A 26,400-nucleotide genomic window follows, 5' to 3' on the forward strand; every position below is an offset into this window, starting at 1 on the left:
GCGTAGAGATGGTAATGCCGGGCGACAACATCAAAATGGTTGTTACCCTGATCCACCCGATCGCGATGGACGACGGTCTGCGTTTCGCAATCCGTGAAGGCGGCCGTACCGTTGGCGCGGGCGTTGTTGCTAAAGTTCTGGGCTAATTACACGTTAATTAGTTTTGAATTGAAAAGGGCGCTTCGGCGCCCTTTTTGCTGCCCGTAATTTGAGCTCGAAATATTTAGTCGTAATTTTGCTCGCTGAACTATGGCGCAAATAAAACTGTGCTATTGTAATCATAACCATTCTCATTTACACTTTGCGCAGAATTTGAACGGGAGCAATCATGTACGTTTGTTTGTGTAATGGTGTAAGTGACAAAAAAATTCGCCAGGCAGTCCGTCAGTTTCATCCGCAATCTTTCCAACAATTGCGTAAGTTTATTCCTGTGGGAAATCAATGCGGTAAGTGCATTCGCGCCGCGCGCGAAGTGATGCAGGACGAGTTGATGCAGATGCCAGAATTTAAAGAGATTGCCTGAAGACCACGCTTATTTTTTGACATCCCGCTAGCCCCATCTACGCTCTAATAGTGGAAGCGGAGGGACTATAAAATGAAAGGTGATGTTAAAATCATAAATTATCTCAATAAACTATTGGGAAATGAGCTTGTCGCAATCAATCAGTATTTTCTCCATGCCCGGATGTTTAAAAACTGGGGCCTGATGCGTCTCAATGACGTCGAATACCATGAATCCATCGATGAGATGAAACACGCTGATAAATATATCGAGCGTATTTTGTTTTTAGAAGGAATCCCCAACTTACAGGATTTAGGCAAACTGGGGATTGGTGAAGATGTCGAGGAGATGCTGCAATCCGACCTGCGATTAGAACTGGAAGGCGCGAAGGATCTCCGTGAGGCTATCGCGTATGCCGACAGCGTTCATGACTATGTTAGCCGTGATATGATGATCGAGATCCTTGCCGATGAAGAAGGTCATATTGACTGGCTCGAAACTGAGCTGGATCTCATCGGTAAAATCGGTTTACAAAATTACCTGCAATCACAAATAAAAGTTAAAGATTAACGGCCTGCCAGCAAACTATCCCAACCTACAACGAAACCCGCAGCCGCCAGAAATGGCCCAAACGGCAGCGGGTTTTTTAATGACTCTTTTCCTCTCATGAGCAGACCAACAACTACGGCTCCGCAAGCGAATGAGGCAGCAAGGAAAACCAGTCGTGGCAAGAAGGTCCAGGTATGCCAGGCACCAAGGGCGGCGAGAAACTTCACATCACCATAGCCTAATCCTTCTTTATGACGCAGTATGCGATACCCCCAGTAAATGACAGCGAATGTGCCGTAACCAATAATCGCCCCCCATAACGCATCGGCTAAACCGTCAGGATTACAAACCTGAGAGAACAAAAGACCTGACCAGAGTAACGGGCAGGTAAATCTGTCAGGTAACAAGCCATGCTTTGCATCCCATAAAAAAAGTAGGACAGATAAACAAGCGTACAAAATCAGAAAGGGAAGGGTAGCGTCCATAAAACATCCTCTGTAATTGGAGTATCACCATCGAATAACTCCGGATGCTCAGCAACAGAGAAATCGCTGATTTGTTAACCTGGTTCCGGTGAAAAACGCTATCTTCACAACCTTACAAATTTCGTGGAATACAGCTCGCAATCTGCGCGTTGCGATTAATTTCTACCCGATGCTTGCGTCAGGCTCAGATTTGCGTATAATGCGCGGGCTTGTCGTAGTTGACAGCAGGTTCAATCTGAACCTCAGTTAGCCGAATTTGGCTACCTAACAATGCTCCCAATCGGGGAGCTACGTAAGAACGGTTACACTCTCCCATCAATCGTAATGGGTCTGAGGAGTAATCATTTTCGTTTATAAAATAATTGGAGCTCTGGTCTCATGCAGAACCAAAGAATCCGTATCCGCCTGAAAGCGTTTGATCATCGTCTGATCGATCAAGCAACCGCGGAAATCGTCGAGACTGCCAAGCGCACTGGTGCGCAGGTCCGTGGTCCGATCCCGCTGCCGACACGCAAAGAGCGCTTCACTGTTCTGATCTCCCCGCACGTCAACAAAGACGCGCGCGATCAGTACGAAATCCGTACTCACTTGCGTCTGGTTGACATCGTTGAGCCAACCGAGAAAACCGTTGATGCTCTGATGCGTCTGGATCTGGCTGCCGGTGTAGACGTGCAGATCAGCCTGGGTTAATCAGGTCATTGAGCGATTGAGAGGTTGAAACAATGATTGGTTTAGTCGGTAAAAAAGTGGGTATGACCCGTATCTTCACAGAAGACGGCGTTTCTATCCCAGTAACCGTAATCGAAGTTGAAGCAAACCGCGTTACTCAGGTTAAAGACCTGGCTAACGATGGCTACCGTGCTATTCAGGTGACCACCGGTGCTAAAAAAGCTAACCGTGTGACCAAGCCTGAAGCTGGCCACTTCGCTAAAGCTGGCGTAGAAGCTGGCCGTGGTCTGTGGGAATTCCGCCTGGCTGAAGGCGAAGAGTTCACTGTAGGTCAGAGCATTAGCGTTGAACTGTTTGCTGACGTTAAAAAAGTTGACGTAACTGGCACCTCTAAAGGTAAAGGTTTCGCAGGTACCGTTAAGCGCTGGAACTTCCGTACCCAGGACGCTACTCACGGTAACTCCTTGTCTCACCGCGTTCCGGGTTCTATCGGTCAGAACCAGACTCCGGGCAAAGTGTTCAAAGGCAAGAAAATGGCAGGTCAGATGGGTAACGAACGTGTAACCGTTCAGAGCCTTGACGTAGTACGCGTTGACGCTGAGCGCAACCTGCTGCTGGTTAAAGGTGCTGTCCCGGGTGCAACCGGTAGCGACCTGATCGTTAAACCAGCTGTGAAGGCGTAAGGAGATAGCAATGGAATTAGTATTGAAAGACGCGCAGAGCGCGCTGACTGTTTCCGAAACTACCTTCGGTCGTGATTTCAACGAAGCGCTGGTTCACCAGGTTGTTGTTGCTTATGCAGCTGGTGCTCGTCAGGGTACTCGTGCTCAGAAGACTCGTGCTGAAGTAACTGGTTCCGGTAAAAAACCGTGGCGCCAGAAAGGCACCGGCCGTGCGCGTTCTGGTTCTATCAAGAGCCCGATCTGGCGTTCTGGTGGCGTGACCTTTGCTGCTCGTCCGCAGGACCACAGTCAAAAAGTTAACAAGAAGATGTACCGCGGCGCGCTGAAAAGCATCCTGTCCGAACTGGTACGTCAGGATCGTCTGATCGTTGTCGAGAAGTTCTCTGTAGAAGCGCCGAAAACTAAGCTGCTGGCACAGAAACTGAAAGACATGGCTCTGGAAGATGTGCTGATCATCACCGGTGAGCTGGACGAAAACCTGTTCCTGGCTGCGCGCAACCTGCACAAGGTTGACGTACGCGATGCAACTGGTATCGACCCGGTTAGCCTGATCGCCTTCGACAAAGTCGTAATGACTGCTGATGCTGTTAAGCAAGTTGAGGAGATGCTGGCATGATTCGTGAAGAACGTCTGCTGAAGGTGCTGCGTGCACCGCACGTTTCTGAAAAAGCGTCTACTGCGATGGAAAAATCCAACACCATCGTACTCAAAGTTGCTAAAGACGCGACCAAAGCAGAAATCAAAGCTGCTGTGCAGAAACTGTTTGAAGTCGAAGTCGAAGTCGTTAACACCCTGGTAGTTAAAGGGAAAGTTAAACGTCACGGACAGCGTATCGGTCGTCGTAGCGACTGGAAAAAAGCTTACGTCACCCTGAAAGAAGGCCAGAATCTGGACTTCGTTGGCGGCGCTGAGTAAGTCGGAGGAGTAATACAATGGCAGTTGTTAAATGTAAACCGACATCTCCGGGTCGTCGCCACGTAGTTAAAGTGGTTAACCCTGAGCTGCACAAGGGCAAACCTTTTGCTCCGTTGCTGGAAAAAAACAGCAAATCCGGTGGTCGTAACAACAATGGCCGTATCACCACTCGTCATATCGGTGGTGGCCACAAGCAGGCTTACCGTATTGTTGACTTCAAACGCAACAAAGACGGTATCCCGGCAGTTGTTGAACGTCTTGAGTACGATCCGAACCGTTCCGCGAACATCGCGCTGGTTCTGTACAAAGACGGTGAACGCCGTTACATCCTGGCCCCTAAAGGCCTGAAAGCTGGCGACCAGATTCAGTCTGGCGTTGATGCTGCAATCAAACCAGGTAACACCCTGCCGATGCGCAACATCCCGGTTGGTTCTACTGTTCATAACGTAGAAATGAAACCAGGTAAAGGCGGTCAGCTGGCACGTTCCGCTGGTACTTACGTTCAGATCGTTGCTCGTGATGGTGCTTATGTCACCCTGCGTCTGCGTTCTGGTGAAATGCGTAAAGTAGAAGCAGACTGCCGTGCAACTCTGGGCGAAGTTGGCAATGCTGAGCATATGCTGCGCGTTCTGGGTAAAGCAGGTGCTGCACGCTGGCGTGGTGTTCGTCCGACCGTTCGCGGTACCGCGATGAACCCGGTAGACCACCCACATGGTGGTGGTGAAGGTCGTAACTTTGGTAAGCACCCGGTAACTCCGTGGGGCGTTCAGACCAAAGGTAAGAAGACCCGCAGCAACAAGCGTACTGATAAATTCATCGTACGTCGCCGTAGCAAATAATTTTAGAGGATAAGCCATGCCACGTTCTCTCAAGAAAGGTCCTTTTATTGACCTGCACTTGCTGAAGAAGGTAGAGAAAGCGGTGGAAAGCGGAGACAAGAAGCCCCTGCGCACTTGGTCCCGTCGTTCAACGATCTTTCCTAACATGATCGGTTTGACCATCGCTGTCCATAATGGTCGTCAGCACGTTCCGGTATTTGTAACCGACGAAATGGTCGGTCACAAACTGGGTGAATTCGCACCGACTCGTACTTATCGCGGCCACGCTGCTGATAAAAAAGCGAAGAAGAAATAAGGTAGGAGGAAGAGATGGAAACTATCGCTAAACATCGCCATGCTCGTTCTTCTGCTCAGAAGGTTCGCCTTGTTGCTGACCTGATTCGCGGTAAGAAAGTGTCGCAGGCTCTGGATATTTTGACCTACACCAACAAGAAAGCGGCTGTACTGGTCAAGAAAGTTCTGGAATCTGCCATTGCTAACGCTGAACACAACGATGGCGCTGACATTGACGATCTGAAAGTTACGAAAATTTTCGTAGACGAAGGCCCGAGCATGAAGCGCATTATGCCGCGTGCAAAAGGTCGTGCAGATCGCATCCTGAAGCGCACCAGCCACATCACTGTGGTTGTGTCCGATCGCTGAGACTCTGGAGACTAGCAATGGGTCAGAAAGTACATCCTAATGGTATTCGCCTGGGTATTGTAAAACCATGGAACTCTACCTGGTTTGCGAACACCAAAGAATTCGCTGACAACCTGGACAGCGATTTTAAAGTACGTCAGTACCTGACTAAGGAACTGGCTAAAGCGTCCGTATCTCGTATCGTTATCGAGCGTCCGGCTAAGAGCATCCGTGTAACCATTCACACTGCTCGCCCGGGTATCGTTATCGGTAAAAAAGGTGAAGACGTAGAAAAACTGCGTAAGGTCGTAGCGGACATCGCTGGCGTTCCTGCACAGATCAACATCGCCGAAGTTCGTAAGCCTGAACTGGACGCAAAACTGGTTGCTGACAGCATCACTTCTCAGCTGGAACGTCGCGTTATGTTCCGTCGTGCTATGAAGCGTGCTGTACAGAACGCAATGCGTCTGGGCGCTAAAGGTATTAAAGTTGAAGTTAGCGGCCGTCTGGGCGGCGCGGAAATCGCACGTACCGAATGGTACCGCGAAGGTCGCGTACCGCTGCACACTCTGCGTGCTGACATCGACTACAACACCTCTGAAGCGCACACCACTTACGGTGTAATCGGCGTTAAAGTGTGGATCTTCAAAGGCGAGATCCTGGGTGGTATGGCTGCTGTTGAACAACCGGAAAAACCGGCTGCTCAGCCTAAAAAGCAGCAGCGTAAAGGCCGTAAATAAGGAGCGTCGCTGATGTTACAACCAAAGCGTACAAAATTCCGTAAAATGCACAAAGGCCGTAACCGCGGTCTGGCGCAGGGTACGGATGTTAGCTTCGGCAGCTTCGGTCTGAAAGCTGTTGGCCGTGGTCGTCTGACTGCCCGTCAGATCGAAGCAGCACGTCGTGCTATGACCCGTGCAGTTAAGCGTCAAGGTAAGATCTGGATCCGTGTGTTCCCGGACAAACCGATCACTGAAAAGCCGCTGGCAGTGCGTATGGGTAAAGGTAAAGGTAACGTGGAGTATTGGGTTGCCTTGATTCAGCCGGGTAAAGTCCTGTATGAAATGGACGGTGTTCCGGAAGAGCTGGCCCGTGAAGCATTCAAGCTGGCAGCAGCGAAACTGCCGATTAAAACCACCTTTGTAACTAAGACGGTGATGTAATGAAAGCAAAAGAGCTGCGTGAGAAGAGCGTTGAAGAGCTGAACACCGAGCTGCTGAACCTGCTGCGTGAGCAGTTCAACCTGCGTATGCAGGCTGCAAGTGGCCAGCTGCAACAGTCTCACCTGTTGAAGCAAGTGCGTCGCGATGTCGCACGCGTTAAGACTTTACTGAACGAGAAGGCGGGTGCGTAATGACCGATAAAATCCGTACTCTGCAAGGTCGCGTTGTTAGCGACAAAATGGAGAAATCCATTGTTGTTGCTATCGAACGTTTTGTGAAACACCCGATCTACGGTAAATTCATCAAGCGTACGACCAAACTGCACGTACATGACGAGAACAACGAATGCGGTATCGGTGACGTGGTTGAAATCCGCGAATGCCGTCCGCTGTCCAAGACTAAATCCTGGACGCTGGTTCGCGTTGTAGAGAAAGCGGTTCTGTAATACAGTACACTCTCTCGATACGAATAAACGGCTCAGAAATGAGCCGTTTATTTTTTCTACCCATATCCTTGAAGCGGTGTTATAATGCCGCGCCCTCGATATGGGGATTTTTAACGACCTGATTTTCGGGTCTCAGTAGTAGTTGACATTAGCGGAGCACTAAAATGATCCAAGAACAGACTATGCTGAACGTCGCCGACAACTCCGGTGCACGTCGCGTAATGTGTATCAAGGTTCTGGGTGGCTCGCACCGTCGCTACGCAGGCGTAGGCGACATCATCAAGATCACCATCAAAGAAGCAATTCCGCGTGGTAAGGTCAAAAAAGGTGATGTGCTGAAGGCGGTAGTGGTGCGCACCAAGAAGGGTGTTCGTCGCCCGGACGGTTCTGTCATTCGCTTCGATGGTAATGCTTGTGTTCTTCTGAACAACAACAGCGAGCAGCCTATCGGTACGCGTATTTTTGGGCCGGTAACTCGTGAGCTTCGTAGTGAGAAGTTCATGAAAATTATCTCTCTGGCACCAGAAGTACTCTAAGGAGCGAATCATGGCAGCGAAAATCCGTCGTGATGACGAAGTTATCGTGTTAACCGGTAAAGATAAAGGTAAACGCGGTAAAGTTAAGAATGTCCTGTCTTCCGGCAAGGTCATTGTTGAAGGTATCAACCTGGTTAAGAAACATCAGAAGCCGGTTCCGGCCCTGAACCAACCGGGTGGCATCGTTGAAAAAGAAGCCGCTATTCAGGTTTCCAACGTAGCAATCTTCAATGCGGCAACCGGCAAGGCTGACCGTGTAGGCTTTAGATTCGAAGACGGCAAAAAAGTCCGTTTCTTCAAGTCTAACAGCGAAACTATCAAGTAATTTGGAGTAGTACGATGGCGAAACTGCATGATTACTACAAAGACGAAGTAGTTAAAAAACTCATGACTGAGTTTAACTACAATTCTGTCATGCAAGTCCCTCGGGTCGAGAAGATCACCCTGAACATGGGTGTTGGTGAAGCGATCGCTGACAAAAAACTGCTGGATAACGCAGCAGCAGACCTGGCAGCAATCTCCGGTCAAAAACCGCTGATCACCAAAGCACGCAAATCTGTTGCAGGCTTCAAAATCCGTCAGGGCTATCCGATCGGCTGTAAAGTAACTCTGCGTGGCGAACGCATGTGGGAGTTCTTTGAGCGCCTGATCACTATTGCTGTACCTCGTATCCGTGACTTCCGTGGCCTGTCCGCTAAGTCTTTCGACGGTCGTGGTAACTACAGCATGGGTGTCCGTGAGCAGATCATCTTCCCAGAAATCGACTACGATAAAGTCGACCGCGTTCGTGGTTTGGATATTACCATTACCACTACTGCGAAATCTGACGAAGAAGGCCGCGCTCTGCTGGCTGCCTTTGACTTCCCGTTCCGCAAGTAAGGTAGGGTTACTAAATGGCTAAGCAATCAATGAAAGCACGCGAAGTAAAACGCGTAGCTTTAGCTGATAAATACTTCGCGAAACGCGCTGAACTGAAAGCGATCATCTCTGATGTGAACGCTTCCGACGAAGATCGTTGGAACGCTGTTCTCAAGCTGCAGACTCTGCCGCGTGATTCCAGCCCGTCTCGTCAGCGTAACCGCTGCCGTCAAACAGGTCGTCCGCATGGTTTCCTGCGGAAGTTCGGGTTGAGCCGTATTAAGGTCCGTGAAGCCGCTATGCGCGGTGAAATCCCGGGTCTGAAAAAGGCTAGCTGGTAATTGTCACCAATTGAATCACGGGAGTAAAGACAGATGAGCATGCAAGATCCGATCGCGGATATGCTGACCCGTATCCGTAACGGTCAGGCCGCGAACAAAGCTGCGGTCACCATGCCTTCCTCCAAGCTGAAAGTGGCAATCGCCAACGTGCTGAAGGAAGAAGGTTTTATTGAAGATTTTAAAGTTGAAGGCGACACCAAGCCTGAACTGGAACTTACTCTGAAGTATTTCCAGGGCAAAGCTGTTGTAGAAAGCATTCAGCGTGTCAGCCGCCCAGGTCTGCGCATCTATAAACGTAAAGATGAGCTGCCGAAAGTTATGGCGGGTCTGGGTATCGCAGTTGTTTCTACCTCTAAAGGTGTTATGACTGATCGTGCAGCGCGCCAGGCTGGTCTTGGTGGCGAAATTATCTGCTACGTAGCCTAATCGGAGGAAAAAATGTCTCGTGTTGCTAAAGCACCGGTCGTTGTTCCTGCCGGCGTTGACGTAAAAATCAACGGTCAGGTTATTACGATCAAAGGTAAAAACGGCGAGCTGACTCGTACTCTCAACGATGCTGTTGAAGTTAAACATGCAGATAATACCCTGACCTTCGGTCCGCGTGATGGTTACGCAGACGGTTGGGCACAGGCTGGTACCGCGCGTGCCCTGCTGAACTCAATGGTTATCGGTGTTACCGAAGGCTTCACTAAGAAGCTGCAGCTGGTTGGTGTAGGTTACCGTGCAGCGGTTAAAGGTAATGTGATTAACCTGTCTCTGGGTTTCTCTCATCCTGTTGACCATCAGCTGCCTGCGGGTATCACTGCTGAATGTCCGACTCAGACTGAAATCGTGCTGAAAGGCGCTGATAAGCAGGTGATCGGCCAGGTTGCAGCGGATCTGCGCGCCTACCGTCGTCCTGAGCCTTATAAAGGCAAGGGTGTTCGTTACGCCGACGAAGTCGTGCGTACCAAAGAGGCTAAGAAGAAGTAAGGTAACACTATGGATAAGAAATCTGCTCGTATCCGTCGTGCGACCCGCGCACGCCGCAAGCTCCAGGAGCTGGGCGCAACTCGCCTGGTGGTACATCGTACCCCGCGTCACATTTACGCACAGGTAATTGCACCGAACGGTTCTGAAGTTCTGGTAGCTGCTTCTACTGTAGAAAAAGCTATCGCTGAACAACTGAAGTACACCGGTAACAAAGACGCGGCTGCAGCTGTGGGTAAAGCTGTCGCTGAACGCGCTCTGGAAAAAGGCATCAAAGATGTATCCTTTGACCGTTCCGGGTTCCAATATCATGGTCGTGTCCAGGCACTGGCAGATGCTGCCCGTGAAGCTGGCCTTCAGTTCTAAGGTAGAGGTGTAAGATGGCTCACATCGAAAAACAAGCTGGCGAACTGCAGGAAAAGCTGATCGCGGTAAACCGCGTATCTAAAACCGTTAAAGGTGGTCGTATTTTCTCCTTCACAGCTCTGACTGTAGTTGGCGATGGTAACGGTCGCGTTGGTTTTGGTTACGGTAAAGCGCGTGAAGTTCCAGCAGCGATCCAGAAAGCGATGGAAAAAGCCCGTCGCAATATGATTAACGTCGCGCTGAATAACGGCACTCTGCAACACCCTGTTAAAGGTGTTCACACGGGTTCTCGCGTATTCATGCAGCCGGCTTCCGAAGGTACCGGTATCATCGCCGGTGGTGCAATGCGCGCCGTTCTGGAAGTCGCTGGGGTTCATAACGTTCTGGCTAAAGCATATGGTTCCACCAACCCGATCAACGTGGTTCGTGCAACTATTGATGGCCTGGAAAATATGAATTCTCCAGAAATGGTCGCTGCCAAGCGTGGTAAATCCGTTGAAGAAATTCTGGGGAAATAAACCATGGCAAAGACTATTAAAATTACTCAAACCCGCAGTGCAATCGGTCGTCTGCCGAAACACAAGGCAACGCTGCTTGGCCTGGGTCTGCGTCGTATTGGTCACACCGTAGAGCGCGAGGATACTCCTGCTATTCGCGGTATGATCAACGCGGTTTCCTTCATGGTTAAAGTTGAGGAGTAAGAGATGCGTTTAAATACTCTGTCTCCGGCCGAAGGCTCCAAAAAGGCGGGTAAACGCCTGGGTCGTGGTATCGGTTCTGGCCTCGGTAAAACCGGTGGTCGTGGTCACAAAGGTCAGAAATCTCGTTCTGGCGGTGGCGTACGTCGCGGTTTCGAGGGTGGTCAGATGCCTCTGTACCGTCGTCTGCCGAAATTCGGCTTCACTTCTCGTAAAGCAGCGATTACAGCCGAAGTTCGTCTGTCTGACCTGGCTAAAGTAGAAGGCGGTGTTGTAGACCTGAACACGCTGAAAGCGGCTAACATTATCGGTATCCAGATCGAGTTCGCGAAAGTGATCCTGGCTGGCGAAGTAACGACTCCGGTAACTGTTCGTGGCCTGCGTGTTACTAAAGGCGCTCGTGCTGCTATCGAAGCTGCTGGCGGTAAAATCGAGGAATAAGTAGCAGATGGCTAAACAACCGGGATTAGATTTTCAAAGTGCCAAAGGTGGCTTAGGCGAGCTGAAACGCAGACTGCTGTTTGTTATCGGTGCGCTGATTGTGTTCCGTATTGGCTCTTTTATTCCGATCCCTGGTATTGATGCCGCTGTACTTGCCAAACTGCTTGAGCAACAGCGAGGCACCATCATTGAGATGTTTAACATGTTCTCTGGTGGTGCTCTCAGCCGTGCTTCTATCTTTGCTCTGGGGATCATGCCGTATATTTCGGCGTCGATCATTATCCAGCTGCTGACGGTGGTTCACCCAACGTTGGCAGAAATTAAGAAAGAAGGGGAGTCTGGTCGTCGTAAGATCAGCCAGTACACCCGTTACGGTACTCTGGTGCTGGCAATATTCCAGTCGATCGGTATTGCTACCGGTCTGCCGAATATGCCTGGTATGCAAGGCCTGGTGATTAACCCAGGCTTTGCATTCTACTTCACCGCTGTTGTAAGTCTGGTCACAGGAACGATGTTCCTGATGTGGTTGGGCGAACAGATTACTGAACGAGGTATCGGCAACGGTATTTCAATCATTATCTTCGCCGGTATTGTCGCGGGACTCCCGCCAGCCATTGCCCATACTATCGAGCAAGCGCGTCAAGGCGACCTGCACTTCCTCGTGTTGCTGTTGGTTGCAGTATTAGTATTTGCAGTGACGTTCTTTGTTGTATTTGTTGAGCGTGGTCAACGCCGCATTGTGGTAAACTACGCGAAACGTCAGCAAGGTCGTCGTGTCTATGCTGCACAGAGCACACATTTACCGCTGAAAGTGAATATGGCGGGGGTAATCCCGGCAATCTTCGCTTCCAGTATTATTCTGTTCCCGGCGACCATCGCGTCATGGTTCGGGGGCGGTACTGGTTGGAACTGGCTGACAACAATTTCGCTGTATTTGCAGCCTGGGCAACCGCTTTATGTGTTACTCTATGCGTCTGCAATCATCTTCTTCTGTTTCTTCTACACGGCGTTGGTTTTCAACCCGCGTGAAACAGCAGATAACCTGAAGAAGTCCGGTGCATTTGTACCAGGAATTCGTCCGGGAGAGCAAACGGCGAAGTATATCGATAAAGTAATGACCCGCCTGACCCTGGTTGGTGCGCTGTATATTACCTTTATCTGCCTGATCCCGGAGTTCATGCGTGATGCAATGAAAGTACCGTTCTACTTCGGTGGGACCTCACTGCTTATCGTTGTTGTCGTGATTATGGACTTTATGGCTCAAGTGCAAACTCTGATGATGTCCAGTCAGTATGAGTCTGCATTGAAGAAGGCGAACCTGAAAGGCTACGGCCGATAATTGGTCGCCCGAGAAGTTACGGAGAGTAAAAATGAAAGTTCGTGCTTCCGTCAAGAAATTATGCCGTAACTGCAAAATCGTTAAGCGTGATGGTGTCATCCGTGTGATTTGCAGTGCCGAGCCGAAGCATAAACAGCGCCAAGGCTGATTTTTTCGCATATTTTTCTTGCAAAGTTGGGTTGAGCTGGCTAGATTAGCCAGCCAATCTTTTGTATGTCTGTGCGTTTCCATTTGAGTATCCTGAAAACGGGCTTTTCAGCATGGAACGTACATATTAAATAGTAGGAGTGCATAGTGGCCCGTATAGCAGGCATTAACATTCCTGATCATAAGCATGCCGTAATCGCATTAACTTCGATTTATGGCGTCGGCAAGACCCGTTCTAAAGCCATCCTGGCTGCAGCGGGTATCGCTGAAGATGTTAAGATCAGTGAGCTGTCTGAAGGACAAATCGACACGCTGCGTGACGAAGTTGCCAAATTTGTCGTTGAAGGTGATCTGCGCCGTGAAATCAGCATGAGCATCAAGCGCCTGATGGATCTTGGTTGCTATCGCGGTTTGCGTCATCGTCGTGGTCTCCCGGTTCGCGGTCAGCGTACCAAGACCAACGCACGTACCCGTAAGGGTCCGCGCAAACCGATCAAGAAATAATCGGGGTGATTGAATAATGGCAAAGGCACCAATTCGTGCACGTAAACGTGTAAGAAAACAAGTCTCTGACGGCGTGGCTCATATCCATGCTTCTTTCAACAACACCATCGTGACTATCACTGATCGTCAGGGTAACGCGTTGGGTTGGGCAACAGCCGGTGGTTCCGGTTTCCGTGGTTCTCGCAAATCCACTCCGTTTGCAGCTCAGGTTGCAGCAGAGCGTTGCGCTGACGCCGTGAAAGAATACGGCATCAAGAATCTGGAAGTTATGGTTAAAGGTCCGGGTCCAGGCCGCGAATCTACTATTCGTGCTCTGAACGCCGCAGGTTTCCGCATCACTAATATTACTGATGTGACTCCGATCCCTCATAACGGTTGTCGTCCGCCGAAAAAACGTCGCGTATAACGCCTCGTTTTCCAGGTTTGTTGGAGAAAGAAAATGGCAAGATATTTGGGTCCTAAGCTCAAGCTGAGCCGTCGTGAGGGCACCGACTTATTCCTTAAGTCTGGCGTTCGCGCGATCGATACCAAGTGTAAAATTGAACAAGCTCCTGGCCAGCACGGTGCGCGTAAACCGCGTCTGTCTGACTATGGTGTGCAGTTGCGTGAAAAGCAAAAAGTTCGCCGTATCTATGGTGTGCTGGAGCGTCAGTTCCGTAACTACTACAAAGAAGCAGCACGTCTGAAAGGCAACACCGGTGAAAACCTGTTGGCTCTGCTGGAAGGTCGTCTGGACAACGTTGTATACCGTATGGGCTTCGGTGCCACTCGTGCAGAAGCACGTCAGCTGGTTAGCCATAAAGCAATTATGGTAAACGGTCGTGTTGTTAACATCGCTTCTTATCAGGTTAGTCCGAATGACGTTGTAAGCATTCGTGAGAAAGCGAAGAAGCAGTCTCGCGTGAAAGCCGCTCTGGAGCTGGCTGAGCAGCGTGAAAAGCCAACCTGGCTGGAAGTTGATGCTGGCAAGATGGAAGGTACGTTTAAGCGTAAGCCGGAGCGTTCTGATCTGTCTGCGGACATTAACGAACACCTGATCGTCGAGCTTTACTCCAAGTAAAGCTTAGTACCAAAGAGAGGACACAATGCAGGGTTCTGTGACAGAGTTTCTAAAACCGCGCCTGGTTGATATCGAGCAAGTGAGTTCGACGCACGCCAAGGTGACCCTTGAGCCTTTAGAGCGTGGCTTTGGCCATACTCTGGGTAACGCACTGCGCCGTATTCTGCTCTCATCGATGCCGGGTTGCGCGGTGACCGAGGTTGAGATTGATGGTGTACTACATGAGTACAGCACCAAAGAAGGCGTTCAGGAAGATATCCTGGAAATCCTGCTCAACCTGAAAGGGCTGGCGGTGAGAGTTCAGGGCAAAGATGAAGTTATTCTTACCTTGAATAAATCTGGCATTGGCCCTGTGACTGCAGCCGATATCACCCACGACGGTGATGTCGAAATCGTCAAGCCGCAGCACGTGATCTGCCACCTGACCGATGAGAACGCGTCTATTAGCATGCGTATCAAAGTTCAGCGCGGTCGTGGTTATGTGCCGGCTTCTACCCGAATTCATTCGGAAGAAGATGAGCGCCCAATCGGCCGTCTGCTGGTCGACGCATGCTACAGCCCTGTGGAGCGTATTGCCTACAATGTTGAAGCAGCGCGTGTAGAACAGCGTACCGACCTGGACAAGCTGGTCATCGAAATGGAAACCAACGGCACAATCGATCCTGAAGAGGCGATTCGTCGTGCGGCAACCATTCTGGCTGAACAACTGGAAGCTTTCGTTGACTTACGTGATGTACGTCAGCCTGAAGTGAAAGAAGAGAAACCAGAGTTCGATCCGATCCTGCTGCGCCCTGTTGACGATCTGGAATTGACTGTCCGCTCTGCTAACTGCCTTAAAGCAGAAGCTATCCACTATATCGGTGATCTGGTACAGCGTACCGAGGTTGAGCTCCTTAAAACGCCTAACCTTGGTAAAAAATCTCTTACTGAGATTAAAGACGTGCTGGCTTCCCGTGGACTGTCTCTGGGCATGCGCCTGGAAAACTGGCCACCGGCAAGCATCGCTGACGAGTAACCGGATCACAGGTTAAGGTTTTACTGAGAAGGATAAGGTCATGCGCCATCGTAAGAGTGGTCGTCAACTGAACCGCAACAGCAGCCATCGCCAGGCTATGTTCCGCAATATGGCAGGTTCACTGGTTCGTCATGAAATCATCAAGACGACTCTGCCTAAAGCGAAAGAGCTGCGCCGCGTAGTTGAGCCGCTGATTACTCTTGCCAAGACTGATAGCGTTGCTAATCGTCGTCTGGCATTCGCCCGTACTCGTGATAACGAGATCGTGGCAAAACTGTTTAACGAACTGGGCCCGCGTTTCGCGAGCCGTGCCGGTGGTTACACTCGTATTCTGAAGTGTGGCTTCCGTGCAGGCGACAACGCGCCGATGGCTTACATCGAGCTGGTTGATCGTTCAGAGAAAGCAGAAGCTGCTGCAGAGTAATCTGAAGCAACGTAAAAAAACCCGCCCCGGCGGGTTTTTTTATACCCGTAGCATCCCCACTTATCTACAATAGCTGTACTCTTTTTGTTCATCCCCTGGAGTATATATGTGGTTACTTGACCAGTGGGCAGAGCGTCATATAGCAGAAGCGCAAGCGAAAGGTGAGTTTGATAACCTGGCAGGTAGCGGCGAACCATTGATACTGGATGATGATTCTCACGTGCCACCGGAATTACGTGCGGGGTATCGCTTGTTGAAGAATGGCGGTTGCTTACCGCCAGAACTTGAGCAACGGAGGGAAGCAATTCAGCTTCTGGATATTCTCAAAGGTATCCGTCACGATGATCCGCAATATCAAGAGGTTAGCCGTCGATTGTCATTACTGGAATTGAAGCTGCGACAAGCTGGACTGAGTACCGATTTTTTACGCGGCGATTATGCTGACAAGTTGTTGAATAAAATCAACGATAACTAGTGGAGTATGTATGTATCGCATTGGTGAGCTGGCAAAAATGGCGGAAGTAACACCCGACACGATTCGTTATTACGAAAAACAGCAGATGATGGAGCATGAAGTGCGTACTGAAGGTGGGTTTCGCCTGTATACCGAAAGCGATCTCCAGCGATTGAAATTTATCCGCCATGCCAGACAACTAGGTTTCAGTCTGGAGTCGATCCGCGAGTTGCTGTCGATCCGTATCGATCCTGAACACCATACCTGTCAGGAGTCAAAAGGCATTGTGCAGGAAAGATTGCAGGAAGTCGAAGCACGGATAGCCGAGTTGCAGAGTATGCAGCGTTCCTTGCAACGCCTTAACGATGCCTGTTGTGGGACCGCCCATAGCAGTGTTTATTGTTCGATTCTTGAAGCTCTTGAACAAGGGGCGAGTGGCGTTAAGAGTGGCTGTTGATTTTTTGCACTGGCAGGATTACACTCGCGCCGTAAAATAACCAATTGGAGTTTTTATGAGCCGATATCAGCATACTAAAGGGCAGATAAAGGATAATGCGATAGAAGCATTACTACATGATCCCTTATTCCGACAGCGCGTAGAGAAAAATAAGAAGGGGAAAGGCAGTTACATGCGAAAAGGAAAACATGGCAATCGGGGGAACTGGGAGGCCAGTGGCAAGAAAGTAAATCACTTTTTTACCACTGGTCTTCTGCTTTCAGGCGCTTGTTAAGAGCGGTTATTCTGCTCTTTCAGCAAATCACGAATTTCTGCCAGTAATACTTCTTCTTTAGTTGGTGCAGGTGCGGCAGCTGGTTCTTCTTTTTTCCGATTCAGTTTGTTGATTAGCTTAATCGCCATAAAGATGGCAAAGGCCACAATCAGAAAATCAAAGACGTTTTGAATGAAGACACCGTAATGCATCACAACAGCAGGGATATCCCCCTGCGCATCGCGTAGCGTGACAGCAAACTGTTTAAAGTCGATCCCGCCAATTAATAAGCCCAGAGGTGGCATGATGATATCGGCAACCAGTGAAGATACAATCTTCCCGAATGCCGCACCGATAATGACACCCACCGCCAAATCCACCACGTTCCCGCGCATCGCAAATTCGCGAAATTCTTTAATAATGCTCATGTTATTCTCCCTATGAAGCCGACAACCATAAGTCTAACAAATGTTAAGCCATTTTCCTGCCAGGAATGAATTTAATTAATCCTTGATAATCAAAGGGAAATAATAAGGCGTCATTAGACGCCTTATTAATTACAAGAAGAAAGGGCTTGGCTGGAAGAGTCTTTCGACGTCGGTAATAAACTTTTTATCTGTGAGGAACATAATTACGTGATCGCCTTGCTCAATGCGCAGATTGTCATTGGCAATCATCACGTCGTTTCCACGTACCACCGCTCCAATAATCGTTCCTGGCGGTAGCTTGATTTCGTCAATGACTCTGCCGACAACGCGTGAGGTGCTTTCATCACCGTGAGCAACGGCTTCAATAGCTTCTGCTACGCCGCGGCGCAATGAGGAAACACCAACAATATCTGCTTTTCGCACATGGCTAAGCAACGCAGAAATAGTTGCTTGTTGTGGTGAAATCGCAATATCGATCACGCTCCCCTGAACCAGATCCACATAAGCGCGACGCTGGATCAATACCATCACCTTTTTCGCACCCATACGTTTGGCAAGCATGGCGGACATGATATTGGCCTCGTCATCGTTGGTGACGGCAATAAACAGATCAACTTGATCGATATGTTCTTCGGCCAGCAGTTCTTGATCCGACGCATCACCAAAAAAGACGATCGTATTCTGCAACTTTTCCGCCAGTTCGGCAGCGCGCTGCTGATTACGTTCGATGAGTTTAACGCTGTAATCTTTTTCCAGACGACGCGCCAGCCCTGCACCGATATTACCGCCACCAACCAGCATGATCCGCTTATACGGTTTTTCCAGTCGCTGTAATTCACTCATCACCGCGCGGATATGCTGTGAAGCGGCAATAAAGAACACTTCATCACCAGCTTCCACAATGGTCGAACCTTGTGGACGAATGGGGCGATCGTGGCGGAAAATTGCTGCCACACGAGTATCGATATGTGGCATATGTTCGCGCATGGTCGAAAGTGCGTTACCAATCAGCGGGCCGCCATAATAGGCTTTAACCACAGCGAGGCTGACTTTACCCTCAGCGAAGTTCACCACCTGCAATGCGCCGGGATACTCAATCAGTCGGTAAATATTATCGATAACCAACTGCTCTGGTGCGATCAGATGATCAATCGGTACAGCATCTGAATGAAATAGCTTATCGGCATCGCGCACGTAGTCTGGTGAGCGGATGCGAGCGATGCGATTAGGGGTGTTGAAAAGTGAGTAGGCTACCTGGCAGGCAACCATATTGGTTTCATCTGAACTGGTTACAGCAACCAGCATATCGGCGTCGTCGGCACCTGCCTCCCGCAATACGCGTGGATGAGAGCCATGCCCCTGCACGACTCGCAGGTCAAATTTATCCTGCAAGGTCCGCAGACGCTCACCGTTGGTATCGACAACAGTGATATCGTTGTTCTCGCCAACCAGGTTTTCCGCCAGTGTGCCGCCAACCTGGCCGGCACCCAGAATGATAATTTTCATCAGTCGCGACCCGTTATCTCATCACTTTTTGATTAGCTTAGCGTAAAAGAAGCCGTCGCCCTCTTCGGCACCAGGCAGATTTTGTTTACCCGGTTGCTCTGGTGTTCCTGTTTCGCAAAGTTCGGCATCAGCGGTACGTTGCAAAAAGGCTTTAATCTGCAGGCTATTCTCTTCCGGTAACACCGAACAGGTGGCATAGACCAGGGTTCCACCGGATTTTAAATGCGGCCAAATGGCGTCGAGAATTTCAGACTGCAATTGCGCGAGTTCCGGGATATCGCGATCGCGACGTAACCATTTAATATCCGGATGGCGACGAATCACACCGGTTGCTGAACAAGGCGCATCTAATAAAATGCGATCAAACTGTTGCTCGCCACACCATTGGGAAGGGTAGCGGCCATCACCTTGTTTCACGGTCGCTTTCATACCAAGGCGTTTTAAATTGTCGTAAACGCGAGAGAGGCGCTGTTCGTCAATATCAACCGCAACAACCTGCGCTTCTGGTGCCACCTCAAGGATATGCGTTGTTTTACCGCCGGGGGCGGCACAAAGATCCAGAATGTGTTCACCGTTTTGTGGCGCAAGCCAGGTCATGCAACCTTGTGCTGATGCATCCTGAACGGTAACCCATCCGTCTTCAAAACCAGGTAGCGCATGAACAGGTGCAGGTGTTTCCAGCCGTACAGCATCAGGGTAATCCGCATGCGGGAAACCTTTCATTCCTGCTTCATCCAACAATGCAAGCCAGCTGTCGCGGGAATGATGCGTACGATTAACGCGCAGCCACATTGGCGGACGCTGGTTATTGGCTTCGACGATGGATTGCCACTGCTCTGGATACGCTTTTTGCAGACGCTTCAGCAACCAGGAAGGATGCAGATAACGTGCATCACTGGCATTAAACTCGGCTAATAACTCTTCTTGCTGACGCTGGAACTGGCGTAATACACCGTTTATCAACCCTTTAAGTTGCGGACGCTTAATTGCGATAGCGCCTTCAACCGTTTCAGCCAGCGCAGCATGAGGTGGAATGCGGGTATAAAGCAGTTGATACAAACCAACCATAATCAGGTAATGCACGGTCCGCTGTTTGCCGGTCATCGGACGGGCCATTAACTTATTAATCAGCCAGTCTAACTGCGAAAGCGTACGCAGTACGCCAAAGCACAACTCTTGAAGAAGTGCTTTGTCTTTATCGGAAACTTTTTGCTGGAGCGGTGGCAGAATGTTGCTTAATGATTGCCCTTGCTCGACGACTTGTTCAACGGCCTGGGCCGCCATGCTACGTAAATTACGTTGTTTTTTCATAAGTATAAAAACGCCCGGCAAGACCGGGCTTAGAAGAGTGGACTATCAGACCAGACGGTTGCCCGGAACAAACCATTCCCGACGAGAGTTCAGGAGGTCTTGCGCGCTCATCGCTTTCTTACCCGCAGGTTGTAACGAGAGCAGGTTCAGGATGCCATCACCAGTCGCAACCTGAATGCCTTGTTTGTTGGCTTCAAGGATCGTTCCTGGTGCAGCGTTGGTTGCCGTATCAATGACCGATGCTTTCCAGACTTTAACCGGCTGTCCTTCAATTTCCAGCCAGCTCATTGGCCATGGATTGAAAGCGCGAATGCAGCGTTCAAGCTGTGCTGCCGAAAGTGACCAGTCAATACGCGCTTCTTCTTTACTCAACTTTTCGGCGTAAGTGACAAGAGTTTCGTCCTGAACTTCTGGTTTCGCCGTGCCGTCTGCCAGTTGTTTCAACGTGGTGATAAGCCCTTGTGGGCCAAGCTCTGCCAGCTTGTCGTACAGCGTACCACTGGTATCTTCTGCAGTAATCGGGCAGGAGAGCTTATAGAGCATGTCACCGGTGTCTAAACCGACATCCATTTGCATAATGGTCACACCAGTTTCTGCATCACCCGCCCATAGTGAGCGTTGGATTGGTGCAGCACCGCGCCAGCGTGGCAGCAGTGAACCATGAACGTTGATACAGCCAAGACGCGGCATCTCCAGCACTGCTTTAGGCAGAATTAAGCCATAGGCGACGACGACCATAACATCAGCCTGCAGATCGGCGACCAGTTGCTGGTTTTCTTGTGGACGCAGGGAAACAGGTTGAAAAACGGGCAGACCTTTTTCCTCAGCCAGAACTTTAACCGGGCTGGGCATCAGTTTTTTACCGCGTCCTGCCGGTCGGTCTGGCTGGGTGAACACGCCAACGACGTTATGACCAGAAGACAACAGCGCGTCGAGATGACGCGCTGCAAAGTCAGGTGTACCCGCAAAAATAATACGTAGTGATTCTGACACGTTAGTTCTTATCCTTAAGCCCGGGCTTTCAGACGATCCAGTTTTTCAACTTTCTGACGAATACGTTGTTGTTTCAACGGTGACAGATAATCCATAAACAGTTTGCCGACCAGGTGATCCATCTCATGCTGAATACAGATGGCTAACAGACCGTCTGCTTCCAATTCAAATGGTTTACCGTCGCGGTCCAGGGCGCGAATTTTAACTTTCTCTGCGCGTGGCACTAAAGCACGTTGTTCAGGGATCGACAGGCAACCTTCTTCAATGCCTGTTTCGCCGCTTTTTTCTAAAAGCTCCGGATTGATTAACACCAGCCGTTCGTCACGGTTTTCCGAAACATCAATAACAATGATACGTTGATGGATATCAACCTGGGTTGCCGCCAGGCCAATACCTTCTTCTGCGTACATCGTCTCGAACATATCATCGACGATACGCTGAATTTCTGCATTCACTTCTTCTACCGGTTTAGCAACTTTGCGAAGCCGCTCGTCCGGAATATGTAACACTTGCAAAACTGACATAAATCTCCAGAGATGTGTTCAGGAGTTAGAAAGATTATTTCTTCTATTCTAGACAAATCCCCCTCTGATTGACAGCATCACTGACCAATCGCAAAGATTGCTAAGGCTGCTTATGGCAGGGAGATAAGGATGGTCGATACAGAAATTTGGCTGCGTTTAATGAGTATCAGCAGCTTGTACGGCGATGATATGGTCCGTATAGCTCACTGGCTGGCAAAACAGTCGCAAATTGATGCGGTTGGATTGCAGCAAACAGGGCTTACATTGCGGCAGGCACAACGCTTTCTTTCATTTCCGCGAAAGAGTATCGAAAGCTCACTTTGTTGGTTGGAGCAACCCAACCATCATTTAATCCCTGCGGACAGCGAATTTTATCCTCCTCAACTTCTGGTGACGACAGATTACCCCGGCGCACTGTTTGTTGAAGGAGAACTGCACGCGCTGCATTCATTTCAGCTTGCCGTAGTGGGGAGTCGGGCGCATTCATGGTATGGCGAGCGATGGGGACGGTTATTTTGCGAAACTCTGGCGACGCGTGGAGTGACAATTACGAGTGGACTGGCGCGTGGAATCGATGGTGTGGCGCATAAAGCGGCCTTACAGGTAAATGGCGTCAGCATTGCTGTATTGGGGAATGGACTTAATACCATTCATCCCCGCCGCCATGCCCGACTGGCTGCCAGTCTGCTTGAACATGGCGGAGCTCTCGTCTCGGAATTTCCCCTCGATGTTCCACCCCTTGCTTACAATTTCCCACGAAGAAATCGCATTATCAGTGGTCTAAGTAAAGGTGTACTGGTGGTGGAAGCGGCTTTGCGCAGTGGTTCGCTGGTGACAGCACGTTGTGCGCTTGAGCAGGGGCGTGAAGTTTTTGCCTTGCCAGGTCCAATAGGGAATCCGGGAAGCGAAGGGCCTCACTGGTTAATAAAACAAGGTGCGATTCTTGTGACGGAACCGGAAGAAATTCTGGAAAACTTGCAATTTGGATTGCACTGGTTGCCAGACGCCCCTGAAAATTCATTTTATTCACCAGATCAGCAAGACGTGGCATTGCCATTTCCTGAGCTCCTGGCTAACGTAGGAGATGAGGTAACACCTGTTGACGTCGTCGCTGAACGTGCCGGCCAACCTGTGCCAGAGGTAGTTACTCAACTACTCGAACTGGAGTTAGCAGGATGGATCGCAGCTGTACCCGGCGGCTATGTCCGATTGAGGAGGGCATGCCATGTTCGACGTACTAATGTATTTGTTTGAAACCTATATTCACACAGAAGCTGAGTTGCGTGTGGATCAAGACAAACTTGAACAGGATCTTACCGACGCAGGATTTGATCGAGAAGATATCTACAATGCCCTGCTTTGGCTGGAAAAGCTTGCGGATTATCAGGAAGGACTGGCAGAACCGATGCAACTGGCCTCTGATCCACTCTCCATGCGTATTTATACCCCTGAGGAGTGTGAAAGACTGGATGCCAGCTGTCGTGGTTTTCTGCTTTTCCTTGAGCAAATTCAGGTGCTTAACCTTGAAACCCGTGAAATGGTGATAGAGCGAGTGCTCGCGCTGGATACCGCAGAGTTCGACCTGGAAGACCTGAAATGGGTAATCCTGATGGTGTTGTTCAATATTCCGGGCTGCGAAAATGCGTACCAGCAAATGGAAGAATTACTCTTTGAAGTGAATGAAGGTATGCTGCATTAATCATTTCTTTAATTCAGCATAAGTTGTTATGGCGAAATCAGCACTGTTCACGGTGCGTAATAATGAGTCCTGCCCAAAGTGCGGGGCTGAACTGGTTATTCGATCCGGGAAACACGGTCCGTTTCTTGGATGCTCACAGTATCCGGCGTGTGACTACGTCCGTCCTCTGAAATCTTCAGCGGATGGACATATTGTCAAAGTTCTGGAGGGGCAGGTTTGCCTTGCATGTGGCGCAAATCTGGTATTACGCCAGGGACGCTTTGGTATGTTTATTGGTTGCAGTAACTACCCTGAATGCGAACATACCGAACTTATCGATAAACCGGACGAAACAGCAATTACATGCCCCCAATGCCGGACGGGCCATCTGGTCCAGCGCCGCTCCCGTTATGGCAAAACATTTCACTCCTGTGATCGCTACCCGGAGTGTCAATTTGCCATTAACTTCAAACCCATAGCTGGAGAATGCCCTGAGTGTCATTATCCACTACTCATCGAAAAGAAAACCGCGCAGGGTGTAAAACACTTTTGTGCCAGTAAACAATGTGGAAAGCCGGTTTCGGCGGAATAATAACGTGAATAATAACCTGCAAGGAGACGCTATCGCAGCTGCGATAGATGTCCTCAATGAAGAACGTGTCATCGCCTATCCAACGGAAGCCGTTTTCGGTGTCGGGTGCGATCCTGATAGCGAAACAGCAGTGATGCGACTGTTGGAGTTAAAACAGCGTCCGGTTGATAAGGGGCTGATTTTAATCGCGGCAAATTACGAGCAGCTTAAACCTTATATTGATGACACCATGCTGACTGATGCGCAGCGTGAAACCATTTTTTCCCGCTGGCCAGGTCCTGTCACCTTTGTCTTTCCCGCGCCTGCGACAACACCGCGCTGGTTGACGGGCCGCTTTGATTCGCTTGCTGTACGAGTCACCGACCATCCGTTGGTGGTTGCTTTGTGCCAGGCTTATGGTAAACCGCTGGTTTCTACCAGTGCCAACTTGAGTGGATTGCCACCTTGTCGAACAGTAGACGAAGTTCGCGCACAATTTGGCGCGGCGTTCCCGGTTGTGCCTGGTGAAACGGGGGGGCGTTTAAATCCTTCAGAAATCCGCGATGCCCTGACGGGTGAACTGTTTCGACAGGGGTAACATAATGGAAACCTATGCTGTTTTTGGTAATCCGATAGCCCACAGCAAATCGCCATTCATTCATCAGCAATTTGCTCAGCAACTGAATATTGAACATCCCTATGGGCGCGTGTTGGCACCCATCAATGATTTCATCAACACACTGAACGCTTTCTTTCGTGCTGGTGGTAAAGGTGCGAATGTGACGGTGCCTTTTAAAGAAGAGGCTTTTGCCAGAGCGGATGAGCTTACTGAACGGGCAGCGTTGGCTGGTGCTGTTAATACCCTCAAGCGGTTAGAAGATGGACGCCTGCTGGGTGACAATACCGATGGTATAGGTTTGTTAAGCGATCTGGAACGTCTGTCTTTTATCCGTCCTGGTTTACGTATTCTGCTCATCGGCGCTGGTGGAGCATCTCGCGGCGTACTACTGCCACTTCTTTCCCTGGACTGTGCGGTGACAATCACTAATCGGACGGTATCCCGCGCGGAAGAGTTGGCTAAATTGTTTGCGCACACTGGCAGTATTCAGGCGTTGGGTATGGACGAACTGGAAGGTCATGAGTTTGATCTCATTATTAATGCAACATCCAGTGGCATCAGTGGTGATATTCCGGCGATCCCGTCATCGCTCATTCATCCAGGCATTTATTGCTATGACATGTTCTATCAGAAAGGAAAAACTCCTTTTCTGGCATGGTGTGAGCAGCGAGGCTCAAAGCGTAATGCTGATGGTTTAGGAATGCTGGTGGCACAGGCGGCTCATGCCTTTCTTCTCTGGCACGGTGTTCTGCCTGACGTAGAACCAGTTATAAAGCAATTGCAGGAGGAATTGTCCGCGTGAATCAGGCCATCCAGTTTCCGGACAGAGAAGAGTGGGACGAGAATAAAAAATGTGTATGTTTTCCCGCTCTCGTGAATGGCATGCAACTGACATGTGCGATCTCTGGCGAGAGTCTGGCGTATCGTTTTACTGGAGATACGCCAGAACAGTGGTTAGCGAGTTTTCGTCAGCATCGCTGGGATCTGGAAGAAGAAGCGGAAAACTTAATTCAGGAACAAAGTGAAGATGATCAAGGCTGGGTCTGGTTACCCTGATCCAGATATTCGTCCTTCCATTTCACGTAATTATTCGCGGAATAGCGTAACCCAGCCTTCTCTTCATCACTTAACGGGCGGATCTGTTTGACGGGGCTACCGAGATACAGATATCCGCTCTCCAGCCGTTTATTTTGTGGGACCAGACTACCCGCACCAATCATCACATCATCTTCTACTATTGCGCCATCAAGTAAAATTGAGCCCATCCCAACCAAAACTCGATTGCCAATGGTGCAGCCGTGGAGCATCACCTTGTGACCAACAGTGACATCTTCGCCAATGGTTAATGGGTTGCCATCTGGGTTGTACGAGGATTTATGAGTGACATGCAACATACTGCCATCCTGGATATTGGTGCGTGCTCCGATCTGTACATAATGTACATCTCCACGAATCACAACGAGCGGCCAGATCCCCACATCATCAGCCAGACGAACGTCACCAATCACGACACTGCTATCGTCGATCATTACGCGCTGACCGATTTGTGGAAAAAGATCGCGGTATGGGCGTAAAACATCAGACATACTTACCTCAGCAATAAATGATTTACTAATGACTTTGGGGGCATTATTGGCCTTGTGCAAGTCTTTTAGTATGCAAAAAAGCACCGTTTTGTGTGCGATTGCAGCAAAAAGGGTGAAAAAACAACAAACAGAAAAAAAGATCAAAAAAATACTTGTGCAAAAAATTGGGATCCCTATAATGCGCCTCCGTTGAGACGACAACGTGAAACACTTCACAGGATGGTCGGAACAACGAAGAGAAAAAATCCTGAAATTCAGGGTTGACTCTGAAAGAGGAAAGCGTAATATACGCCACCTCGCGACAGTGCGCTAAAGCGCGTCGCAACTGCTCTTTAACAATTTATCAGACAATCTGTGTGGGCACTCGAAGATACGGATTCTTAACGTCGCAAGACGAAAAATGAATACCAAGTCTCAAGAGTGAACACGTAATTCATTACGAAGTTTAATT

At 49.7% G+C, this 26,400-nt stretch carries 46 protein-coding genes and 1 pseudogene; 40 read left to right on the top strand and 7 right to left on the bottom strand.

Features of this window, described 5'->3' with window-relative positions; genetic code table 11:
• The 3 genes and pseudogenes from tuf to bfr all read left to right on the top strand — a co-directional run.
• Positions 1–146: pseudogene (gene tuf, locus ACJHXA_RS21455) on the top strand (elongation factor Tu); the annotation flags it as partial.
• Positions 147–328: 182 nt separating this feature from the next.
• On the top strand, positions 329–523 hold the full coding sequence (gene bfd, locus ACJHXA_RS21460; RefSeq protein ID WP_000289090.1) for a bacterioferritin-associated ferredoxin: 195 nt from the start codon (positions 329–331) through the stop codon (positions 521–523).
• 72 nt (positions 524–595) lie between these two features.
• Positions 596–1,072, top strand: a complete 477-nt coding sequence (gene bfr / locus ACJHXA_RS21465; protein WP_000675515.1) for a bacterioferritin — start codon at positions 596–598, stop codon at positions 1,070–1,072.
• Here bfr and ACJHXA_RS21470 read toward each other — a convergent pair.
• Entirely contained in the window at positions 1,069–1,536 is a 468-nt protein-coding gene (locus ACJHXA_RS21470) for a prepilin peptidase (protein ID WP_000340171.1), read from the bottom strand. The genes bfr and ACJHXA_RS21470 overlap by 4 nt on opposite strands.
• 378 nt (positions 1,537–1,914) lie before the next feature.
• Between ACJHXA_RS21470 and rpsJ the strand changes: the two genes are divergently transcribed.
• The 31 genes from rpsJ to arfA all read left to right on the top strand — a co-directional run bounded on the left by rpsJ (position 1,915) and on the right by arfA (position 16,754).
• Complete coding sequence (gene rpsJ, locus ACJHXA_RS21475; RefSeq protein ID WP_001181004.1) at positions 1,915–2,226, top strand: 30S ribosomal protein S10; 312 nt, start codon at positions 1,915–1,917, stop codon at positions 2,224–2,226.
• 32 nt (positions 2,227–2,258) lie between these two features.
• Positions 2,259–2,888 (top strand): 50S ribosomal protein L3, encoded by a 630-nt coding sequence (gene rplC, locus ACJHXA_RS21480; protein ID WP_000579833.1) that lies wholly within the window; start codon positions 2,259–2,261, stop codon positions 2,886–2,888.
• Positions 2,889–2,898: 10 nt separating this feature from the next.
• A complete protein-coding gene (rplD, locus tag ACJHXA_RS21485; protein ID WP_000424395.1) occupies positions 2,899–3,504 on the top strand; it encodes a 50S ribosomal protein L4 in 606 nt (201 codons plus the stop codon).
• Positions 3,501–3,803 (top strand): 50S ribosomal protein L23, encoded by a 303-nt coding sequence (gene rplW, locus ACJHXA_RS21490; protein ID WP_000617544.1) that lies wholly within the window; start codon positions 3,501–3,503, stop codon positions 3,801–3,803. The genes rplD and rplW overlap by 4 nt, the downstream gene beginning before the upstream one ends.
• A 17-nt stretch (positions 3,804–3,820) precedes the next feature.
• The gene (gene rplB, locus ACJHXA_RS21495) at positions 3,821–4,642 is read left to right on the top strand and encodes a 50S ribosomal protein L2 (protein WP_000301864.1); all 822 of its coding nucleotides are present in this window, start codon (positions 3,821–3,823) and stop codon (positions 4,640–4,642) included.
• Between the two features lie 16 nt (positions 4,643–4,658).
• Positions 4,659–4,937, top strand: coding sequence for a 30S ribosomal protein S19 (gene rpsS, locus ACJHXA_RS21500; protein WP_001138117.1), 279 nt, complete (start codon positions 4,659–4,661; stop codon positions 4,935–4,937).
• A 14-nt stretch (positions 4,938–4,951) separates the two neighbouring features.
• The gene (gene rplV / locus ACJHXA_RS21505; RefSeq protein ID WP_000447529.1) at positions 4,952–5,284 is read left to right on the top strand and encodes a 50S ribosomal protein L22; all 333 of its coding nucleotides are present in this window, start codon (positions 4,952–4,954) and stop codon (positions 5,282–5,284) included.
• 17 nt (positions 5,285–5,301) lie between these two features.
• Positions 5,302–6,003, top strand: a complete 702-nt coding sequence (gene rpsC, locus ACJHXA_RS21510; protein WP_000529945.1) for a 30S ribosomal protein S3 — start codon at positions 5,302–5,304, stop codon at positions 6,001–6,003.
• A gap of 12 nt (positions 6,004–6,015) precedes the next feature.
• Positions 6,016–6,426, top strand: a complete 411-nt coding sequence (gene rplP, locus ACJHXA_RS21515; RefSeq protein WP_000941212.1) for a 50S ribosomal protein L16 — start codon at positions 6,016–6,018, stop codon at positions 6,424–6,426.
• Complete coding sequence (rpmC, locus tag ACJHXA_RS21520) at positions 6,426–6,617, top strand: 50S ribosomal protein L29 (protein WP_000644741.1); 192 nt, start codon at positions 6,426–6,428, stop codon at positions 6,615–6,617. The genes rplP and rpmC overlap by 1 nt, the downstream gene beginning before the upstream one ends.
• On the top strand, positions 6,617–6,871 hold the full coding sequence (gene rpsQ / locus ACJHXA_RS21525) for a 30S ribosomal protein S17 (RefSeq protein WP_000130100.1): 255 nt from the start codon (positions 6,617–6,619) through the stop codon (positions 6,869–6,871). The genes rpmC and rpsQ overlap by 1 nt, the downstream gene beginning before the upstream one ends.
• A 164-nt stretch (positions 6,872–7,035) precedes the next feature.
• Positions 7,036–7,407 carry a 50S ribosomal protein L14 gene (gene rplN, locus ACJHXA_RS21530; RefSeq protein WP_000613955.1) on the top strand — a complete coding sequence of 124 codons (372 nt, stop codon included), beginning with the start codon at positions 7,036–7,038 and terminating at the stop codon, positions 7,405–7,407.
• A 10-nt stretch (positions 7,408–7,417) separates the two neighbouring features.
• The gene (gene rplX / locus ACJHXA_RS21535) at positions 7,418–7,732 is read left to right on the top strand and encodes a 50S ribosomal protein L24 (protein WP_000729185.1); all 315 of its coding nucleotides are present in this window, start codon (positions 7,418–7,420) and stop codon (positions 7,730–7,732) included.
• A 14-nt stretch (positions 7,733–7,746) separates the two neighbouring features.
• Entirely contained in the window at positions 7,747–8,286 is a 540-nt protein-coding gene (rplE, locus tag ACJHXA_RS21540; RefSeq protein WP_001096200.1) for a 50S ribosomal protein L5, read from the top strand.
• Between the two features lie 14 nt (positions 8,287–8,300).
• Entirely contained in the window at positions 8,301–8,606 is a 306-nt protein-coding gene (gene rpsN, locus ACJHXA_RS21545; RefSeq protein WP_001118930.1) for a 30S ribosomal protein S14, read from the top strand.
• A 33-nt stretch (positions 8,607–8,639) separates the two neighbouring features.
• The gene (rpsH, locus tag ACJHXA_RS21550; protein ID WP_000062611.1) at positions 8,640–9,032 is read left to right on the top strand and encodes a 30S ribosomal protein S8; all 393 of its coding nucleotides are present in this window, start codon (positions 8,640–8,642) and stop codon (positions 9,030–9,032) included.
• Between the two features lie 12 nt (positions 9,033–9,044).
• Entirely contained in the window at positions 9,045–9,578 is a 534-nt protein-coding gene (rplF, locus tag ACJHXA_RS21555; RefSeq protein WP_000091945.1) for a 50S ribosomal protein L6, read from the top strand.
• A gap of 9 nt (positions 9,579–9,587) precedes the next feature.
• Entirely contained in the window at positions 9,588–9,941 is a 354-nt protein-coding gene (gene rplR, locus ACJHXA_RS21560) for a 50S ribosomal protein L18 (protein ID WP_000358960.1), read from the top strand.
• Positions 9,942–9,955: 14 nt separating this feature from the next.
• Positions 9,956–10,459, top strand: a complete 504-nt coding sequence (gene rpsE / locus ACJHXA_RS21565; RefSeq protein ID WP_000940121.1) for a 30S ribosomal protein S5 — start codon at positions 9,956–9,958, stop codon at positions 10,457–10,459.
• 3 nt (positions 10,460–10,462) lie between these two features.
• The gene (gene rpmD, locus ACJHXA_RS21570) at positions 10,463–10,642 is read left to right on the top strand and encodes a 50S ribosomal protein L30 (protein ID WP_001140433.1); all 180 of its coding nucleotides are present in this window, start codon (positions 10,463–10,465) and stop codon (positions 10,640–10,642) included.
• Positions 10,643–10,645: 3 nt separating this feature from the next.
• The gene (gene rplO, locus ACJHXA_RS21575) at positions 10,646–11,080 is read left to right on the top strand and encodes a 50S ribosomal protein L15 (protein ID WP_001238917.1); all 435 of its coding nucleotides are present in this window, start codon (positions 10,646–10,648) and stop codon (positions 11,078–11,080) included.
• Between the two features lie 7 nt (positions 11,081–11,087).
• Positions 11,088–12,419 (top strand): preprotein translocase subunit SecY, encoded by a 1,332-nt coding sequence (gene secY / locus ACJHXA_RS21580; protein WP_001118861.1) that lies wholly within the window; start codon positions 11,088–11,090, stop codon positions 12,417–12,419.
• A gap of 31 nt (positions 12,420–12,450) precedes the next feature.
• Positions 12,451–12,567: a 50S ribosomal protein L36 gene (gene rpmJ / locus ACJHXA_RS21585; protein ID WP_000868187.1), complete on the top strand. Its 117-nt coding sequence runs from the start codon at positions 12,451–12,453 to the stop codon at positions 12,565–12,567.
• Between the two features lie 146 nt (positions 12,568–12,713).
• Complete coding sequence (gene rpsM, locus ACJHXA_RS21590) at positions 12,714–13,070, top strand: 30S ribosomal protein S13 (RefSeq protein WP_000090775.1); 357 nt, start codon at positions 12,714–12,716, stop codon at positions 13,068–13,070.
• A 16-nt stretch (positions 13,071–13,086) separates the two neighbouring features.
• Entirely contained in the window at positions 13,087–13,476 is a 390-nt protein-coding gene (gene rpsK / locus ACJHXA_RS21595) for a 30S ribosomal protein S11 (protein WP_001029684.1), read from the top strand.
• A gap of 33 nt (positions 13,477–13,509) precedes the next feature.
• Positions 13,510–14,130 (top strand): 30S ribosomal protein S4, encoded by a 621-nt coding sequence (gene rpsD, locus ACJHXA_RS21600; RefSeq protein ID WP_000135224.1) that lies wholly within the window; start codon positions 13,510–13,512, stop codon positions 14,128–14,130.
• A 25-nt stretch (positions 14,131–14,155) separates the two neighbouring features.
• A complete protein-coding gene (locus ACJHXA_RS21605; protein ID WP_001162094.1) occupies positions 14,156–15,145 on the top strand; it encodes a DNA-directed RNA polymerase subunit alpha in 990 nt (329 codons plus the stop codon).
• A 40-nt stretch (positions 15,146–15,185) separates the two neighbouring features.
• Positions 15,186–15,569, top strand: coding sequence for a 50S ribosomal protein L17 (gene rplQ, locus ACJHXA_RS21610; protein ID WP_001216368.1), 384 nt, complete (start codon positions 15,186–15,188; stop codon positions 15,567–15,569).
• Between the two features lie 106 nt (positions 15,570–15,675).
• On the top strand, positions 15,676–16,044 hold the full coding sequence (locus tag ACJHXA_RS21615; RefSeq protein WP_000266499.1) for a DUF1992 domain-containing protein: 369 nt from the start codon (positions 15,676–15,678) through the stop codon (positions 16,042–16,044).
• A 10-nt stretch (positions 16,045–16,054) separates the two neighbouring features.
• Complete coding sequence (gene zntR, locus ACJHXA_RS21620) at positions 16,055–16,480, top strand: Zn(2+)-responsive transcriptional regulator (protein ID WP_000285607.1); 426 nt, start codon at positions 16,055–16,057, stop codon at positions 16,478–16,480.
• Between the two features lie 55 nt (positions 16,481–16,535).
• Positions 16,536–16,754, top strand: a complete 219-nt coding sequence (gene arfA / locus ACJHXA_RS21625) for an alternative ribosome-rescue factor ArfA (protein ID WP_000092696.1) — start codon at positions 16,536–16,538, stop codon at positions 16,752–16,754.
• Here the strand turns inward: arfA and mscL are convergent.
• From mscL to def, 5 genes are all read right to left on the bottom strand, one after another.
• On the bottom strand, positions 16,751–17,161 hold the full coding sequence (gene mscL, locus ACJHXA_RS21630) for a large-conductance mechanosensitive channel protein MscL (RefSeq protein ID WP_000022439.1): 411 nt from the start codon (positions 17,159–17,161) through the stop codon (positions 16,751–16,753). The genes arfA and mscL overlap by 4 nt on opposite strands.
• Before the next feature lie 129 nt (positions 17,162–17,290).
• Complete coding sequence (trkA, locus tag ACJHXA_RS21635) at positions 17,291–18,667, bottom strand: Trk system potassium transporter TrkA (RefSeq protein WP_000691382.1); 1,377 nt, start codon at positions 18,665–18,667, stop codon at positions 17,291–17,293.
• Between the two features lie 21 nt (positions 18,668–18,688).
• Positions 18,689–19,978 (bottom strand): 16S rRNA (cytosine(967)-C(5))-methyltransferase RsmB, encoded by a 1,290-nt coding sequence (gene rsmB, locus ACJHXA_RS21640; protein ID WP_000744779.1) that lies wholly within the window; start codon positions 19,976–19,978, stop codon positions 18,689–18,691.
• Between the two features lie 45 nt (positions 19,979–20,023).
• Positions 20,024–20,971: a methionyl-tRNA formyltransferase gene (gene fmt, locus ACJHXA_RS21645; RefSeq protein WP_000004454.1), complete on the bottom strand. Its 948-nt coding sequence runs from the start codon at positions 20,969–20,971 to the stop codon at positions 20,024–20,026.
• Between the two features lie 14 nt (positions 20,972–20,985).
• Positions 20,986–21,495, bottom strand: coding sequence for a peptide deformylase (gene def, locus ACJHXA_RS21650; RefSeq protein WP_000114984.1), 510 nt, complete (start codon positions 21,493–21,495; stop codon positions 20,986–20,988).
• Positions 21,496–21,624: 129 nt separating this feature from the next.
• On the opposite strand from def, the gene dprA reads away from it, so the two are divergent.
• Genes dprA through ACJHXA_RS21680 form a run of 6 tightly spaced genes read left to right on the top strand, consistent with a single transcriptional unit; the run spans position 21,625 to position 25,419 of the window.
• Positions 21,625–22,749: a DNA-protecting protein DprA gene (gene dprA / locus ACJHXA_RS21655; protein WP_000228535.1), complete on the top strand. Its 1,125-nt coding sequence runs from the start codon at positions 21,625–21,627 to the stop codon at positions 22,747–22,749.
• The gene (gene smg / locus ACJHXA_RS21660; RefSeq protein WP_000460672.1) at positions 22,721–23,194 is read left to right on the top strand and encodes a DUF494 family protein Smg; all 474 of its coding nucleotides are present in this window, start codon (positions 22,721–22,723) and stop codon (positions 23,192–23,194) included. The genes dprA and smg overlap by 29 nt, the downstream gene beginning before the upstream one ends.
• A gap of 28 nt (positions 23,195–23,222) precedes the next feature.
• Positions 23,223–23,765, top strand: a complete 543-nt coding sequence (locus tag ACJHXA_RS21665; RefSeq protein WP_001129719.1) for a type I DNA topoisomerase — start codon at positions 23,223–23,225, stop codon at positions 23,763–23,765.
• A 4-nt stretch (positions 23,766–23,769) separates the two neighbouring features.
• Positions 23,770–24,342 carry an L-threonylcarbamoyladenylate synthase type 1 TsaC gene (tsaC, locus tag ACJHXA_RS21670; protein WP_001297709.1) on the top strand — a complete coding sequence of 191 codons (573 nt, stop codon included), beginning with the start codon at positions 23,770–23,772 and terminating at the stop codon, positions 24,340–24,342.
• A 4-nt stretch (positions 24,343–24,346) separates the two neighbouring features.
• Positions 24,347–25,165 carry a shikimate dehydrogenase gene (aroE, locus tag ACJHXA_RS21675; protein ID WP_000451211.1) on the top strand — a complete coding sequence of 273 codons (819 nt, stop codon included), beginning with the start codon at positions 24,347–24,349 and terminating at the stop codon, positions 25,163–25,165.
• Positions 25,162–25,419, top strand: a complete 258-nt coding sequence (locus tag ACJHXA_RS21680; RefSeq protein ID WP_001070563.1) for a DUF1488 domain-containing protein — start codon at positions 25,162–25,164, stop codon at positions 25,417–25,419. Before aroE ends, ACJHXA_RS21680 begins: the two co-directional genes overlap by 4 nt.
• Here the strand turns inward: ACJHXA_RS21680 and ACJHXA_RS21685 are convergent.
• Positions 25,395–25,949 carry a gamma carbonic anhydrase family protein gene (locus tag ACJHXA_RS21685; protein WP_001286216.1) on the bottom strand — a complete coding sequence of 185 codons (555 nt, stop codon included), beginning with the start codon at positions 25,947–25,949 and terminating at the stop codon, positions 25,395–25,397. The two genes, ACJHXA_RS21680 and ACJHXA_RS21685, sit on opposite strands and share 25 nt — an antisense overlap.
• Between the last annotated feature and the right edge of the window lie 451 nt (positions 25,950–26,400).

It is taken from the genome of Escherichia sp. WS33, from assembly GCF_046486385.1.
Lineage (GTDB): Bacteria > Pseudomonadota > Gammaproteobacteria > Enterobacterales > Enterobacteriaceae > ECMA0423.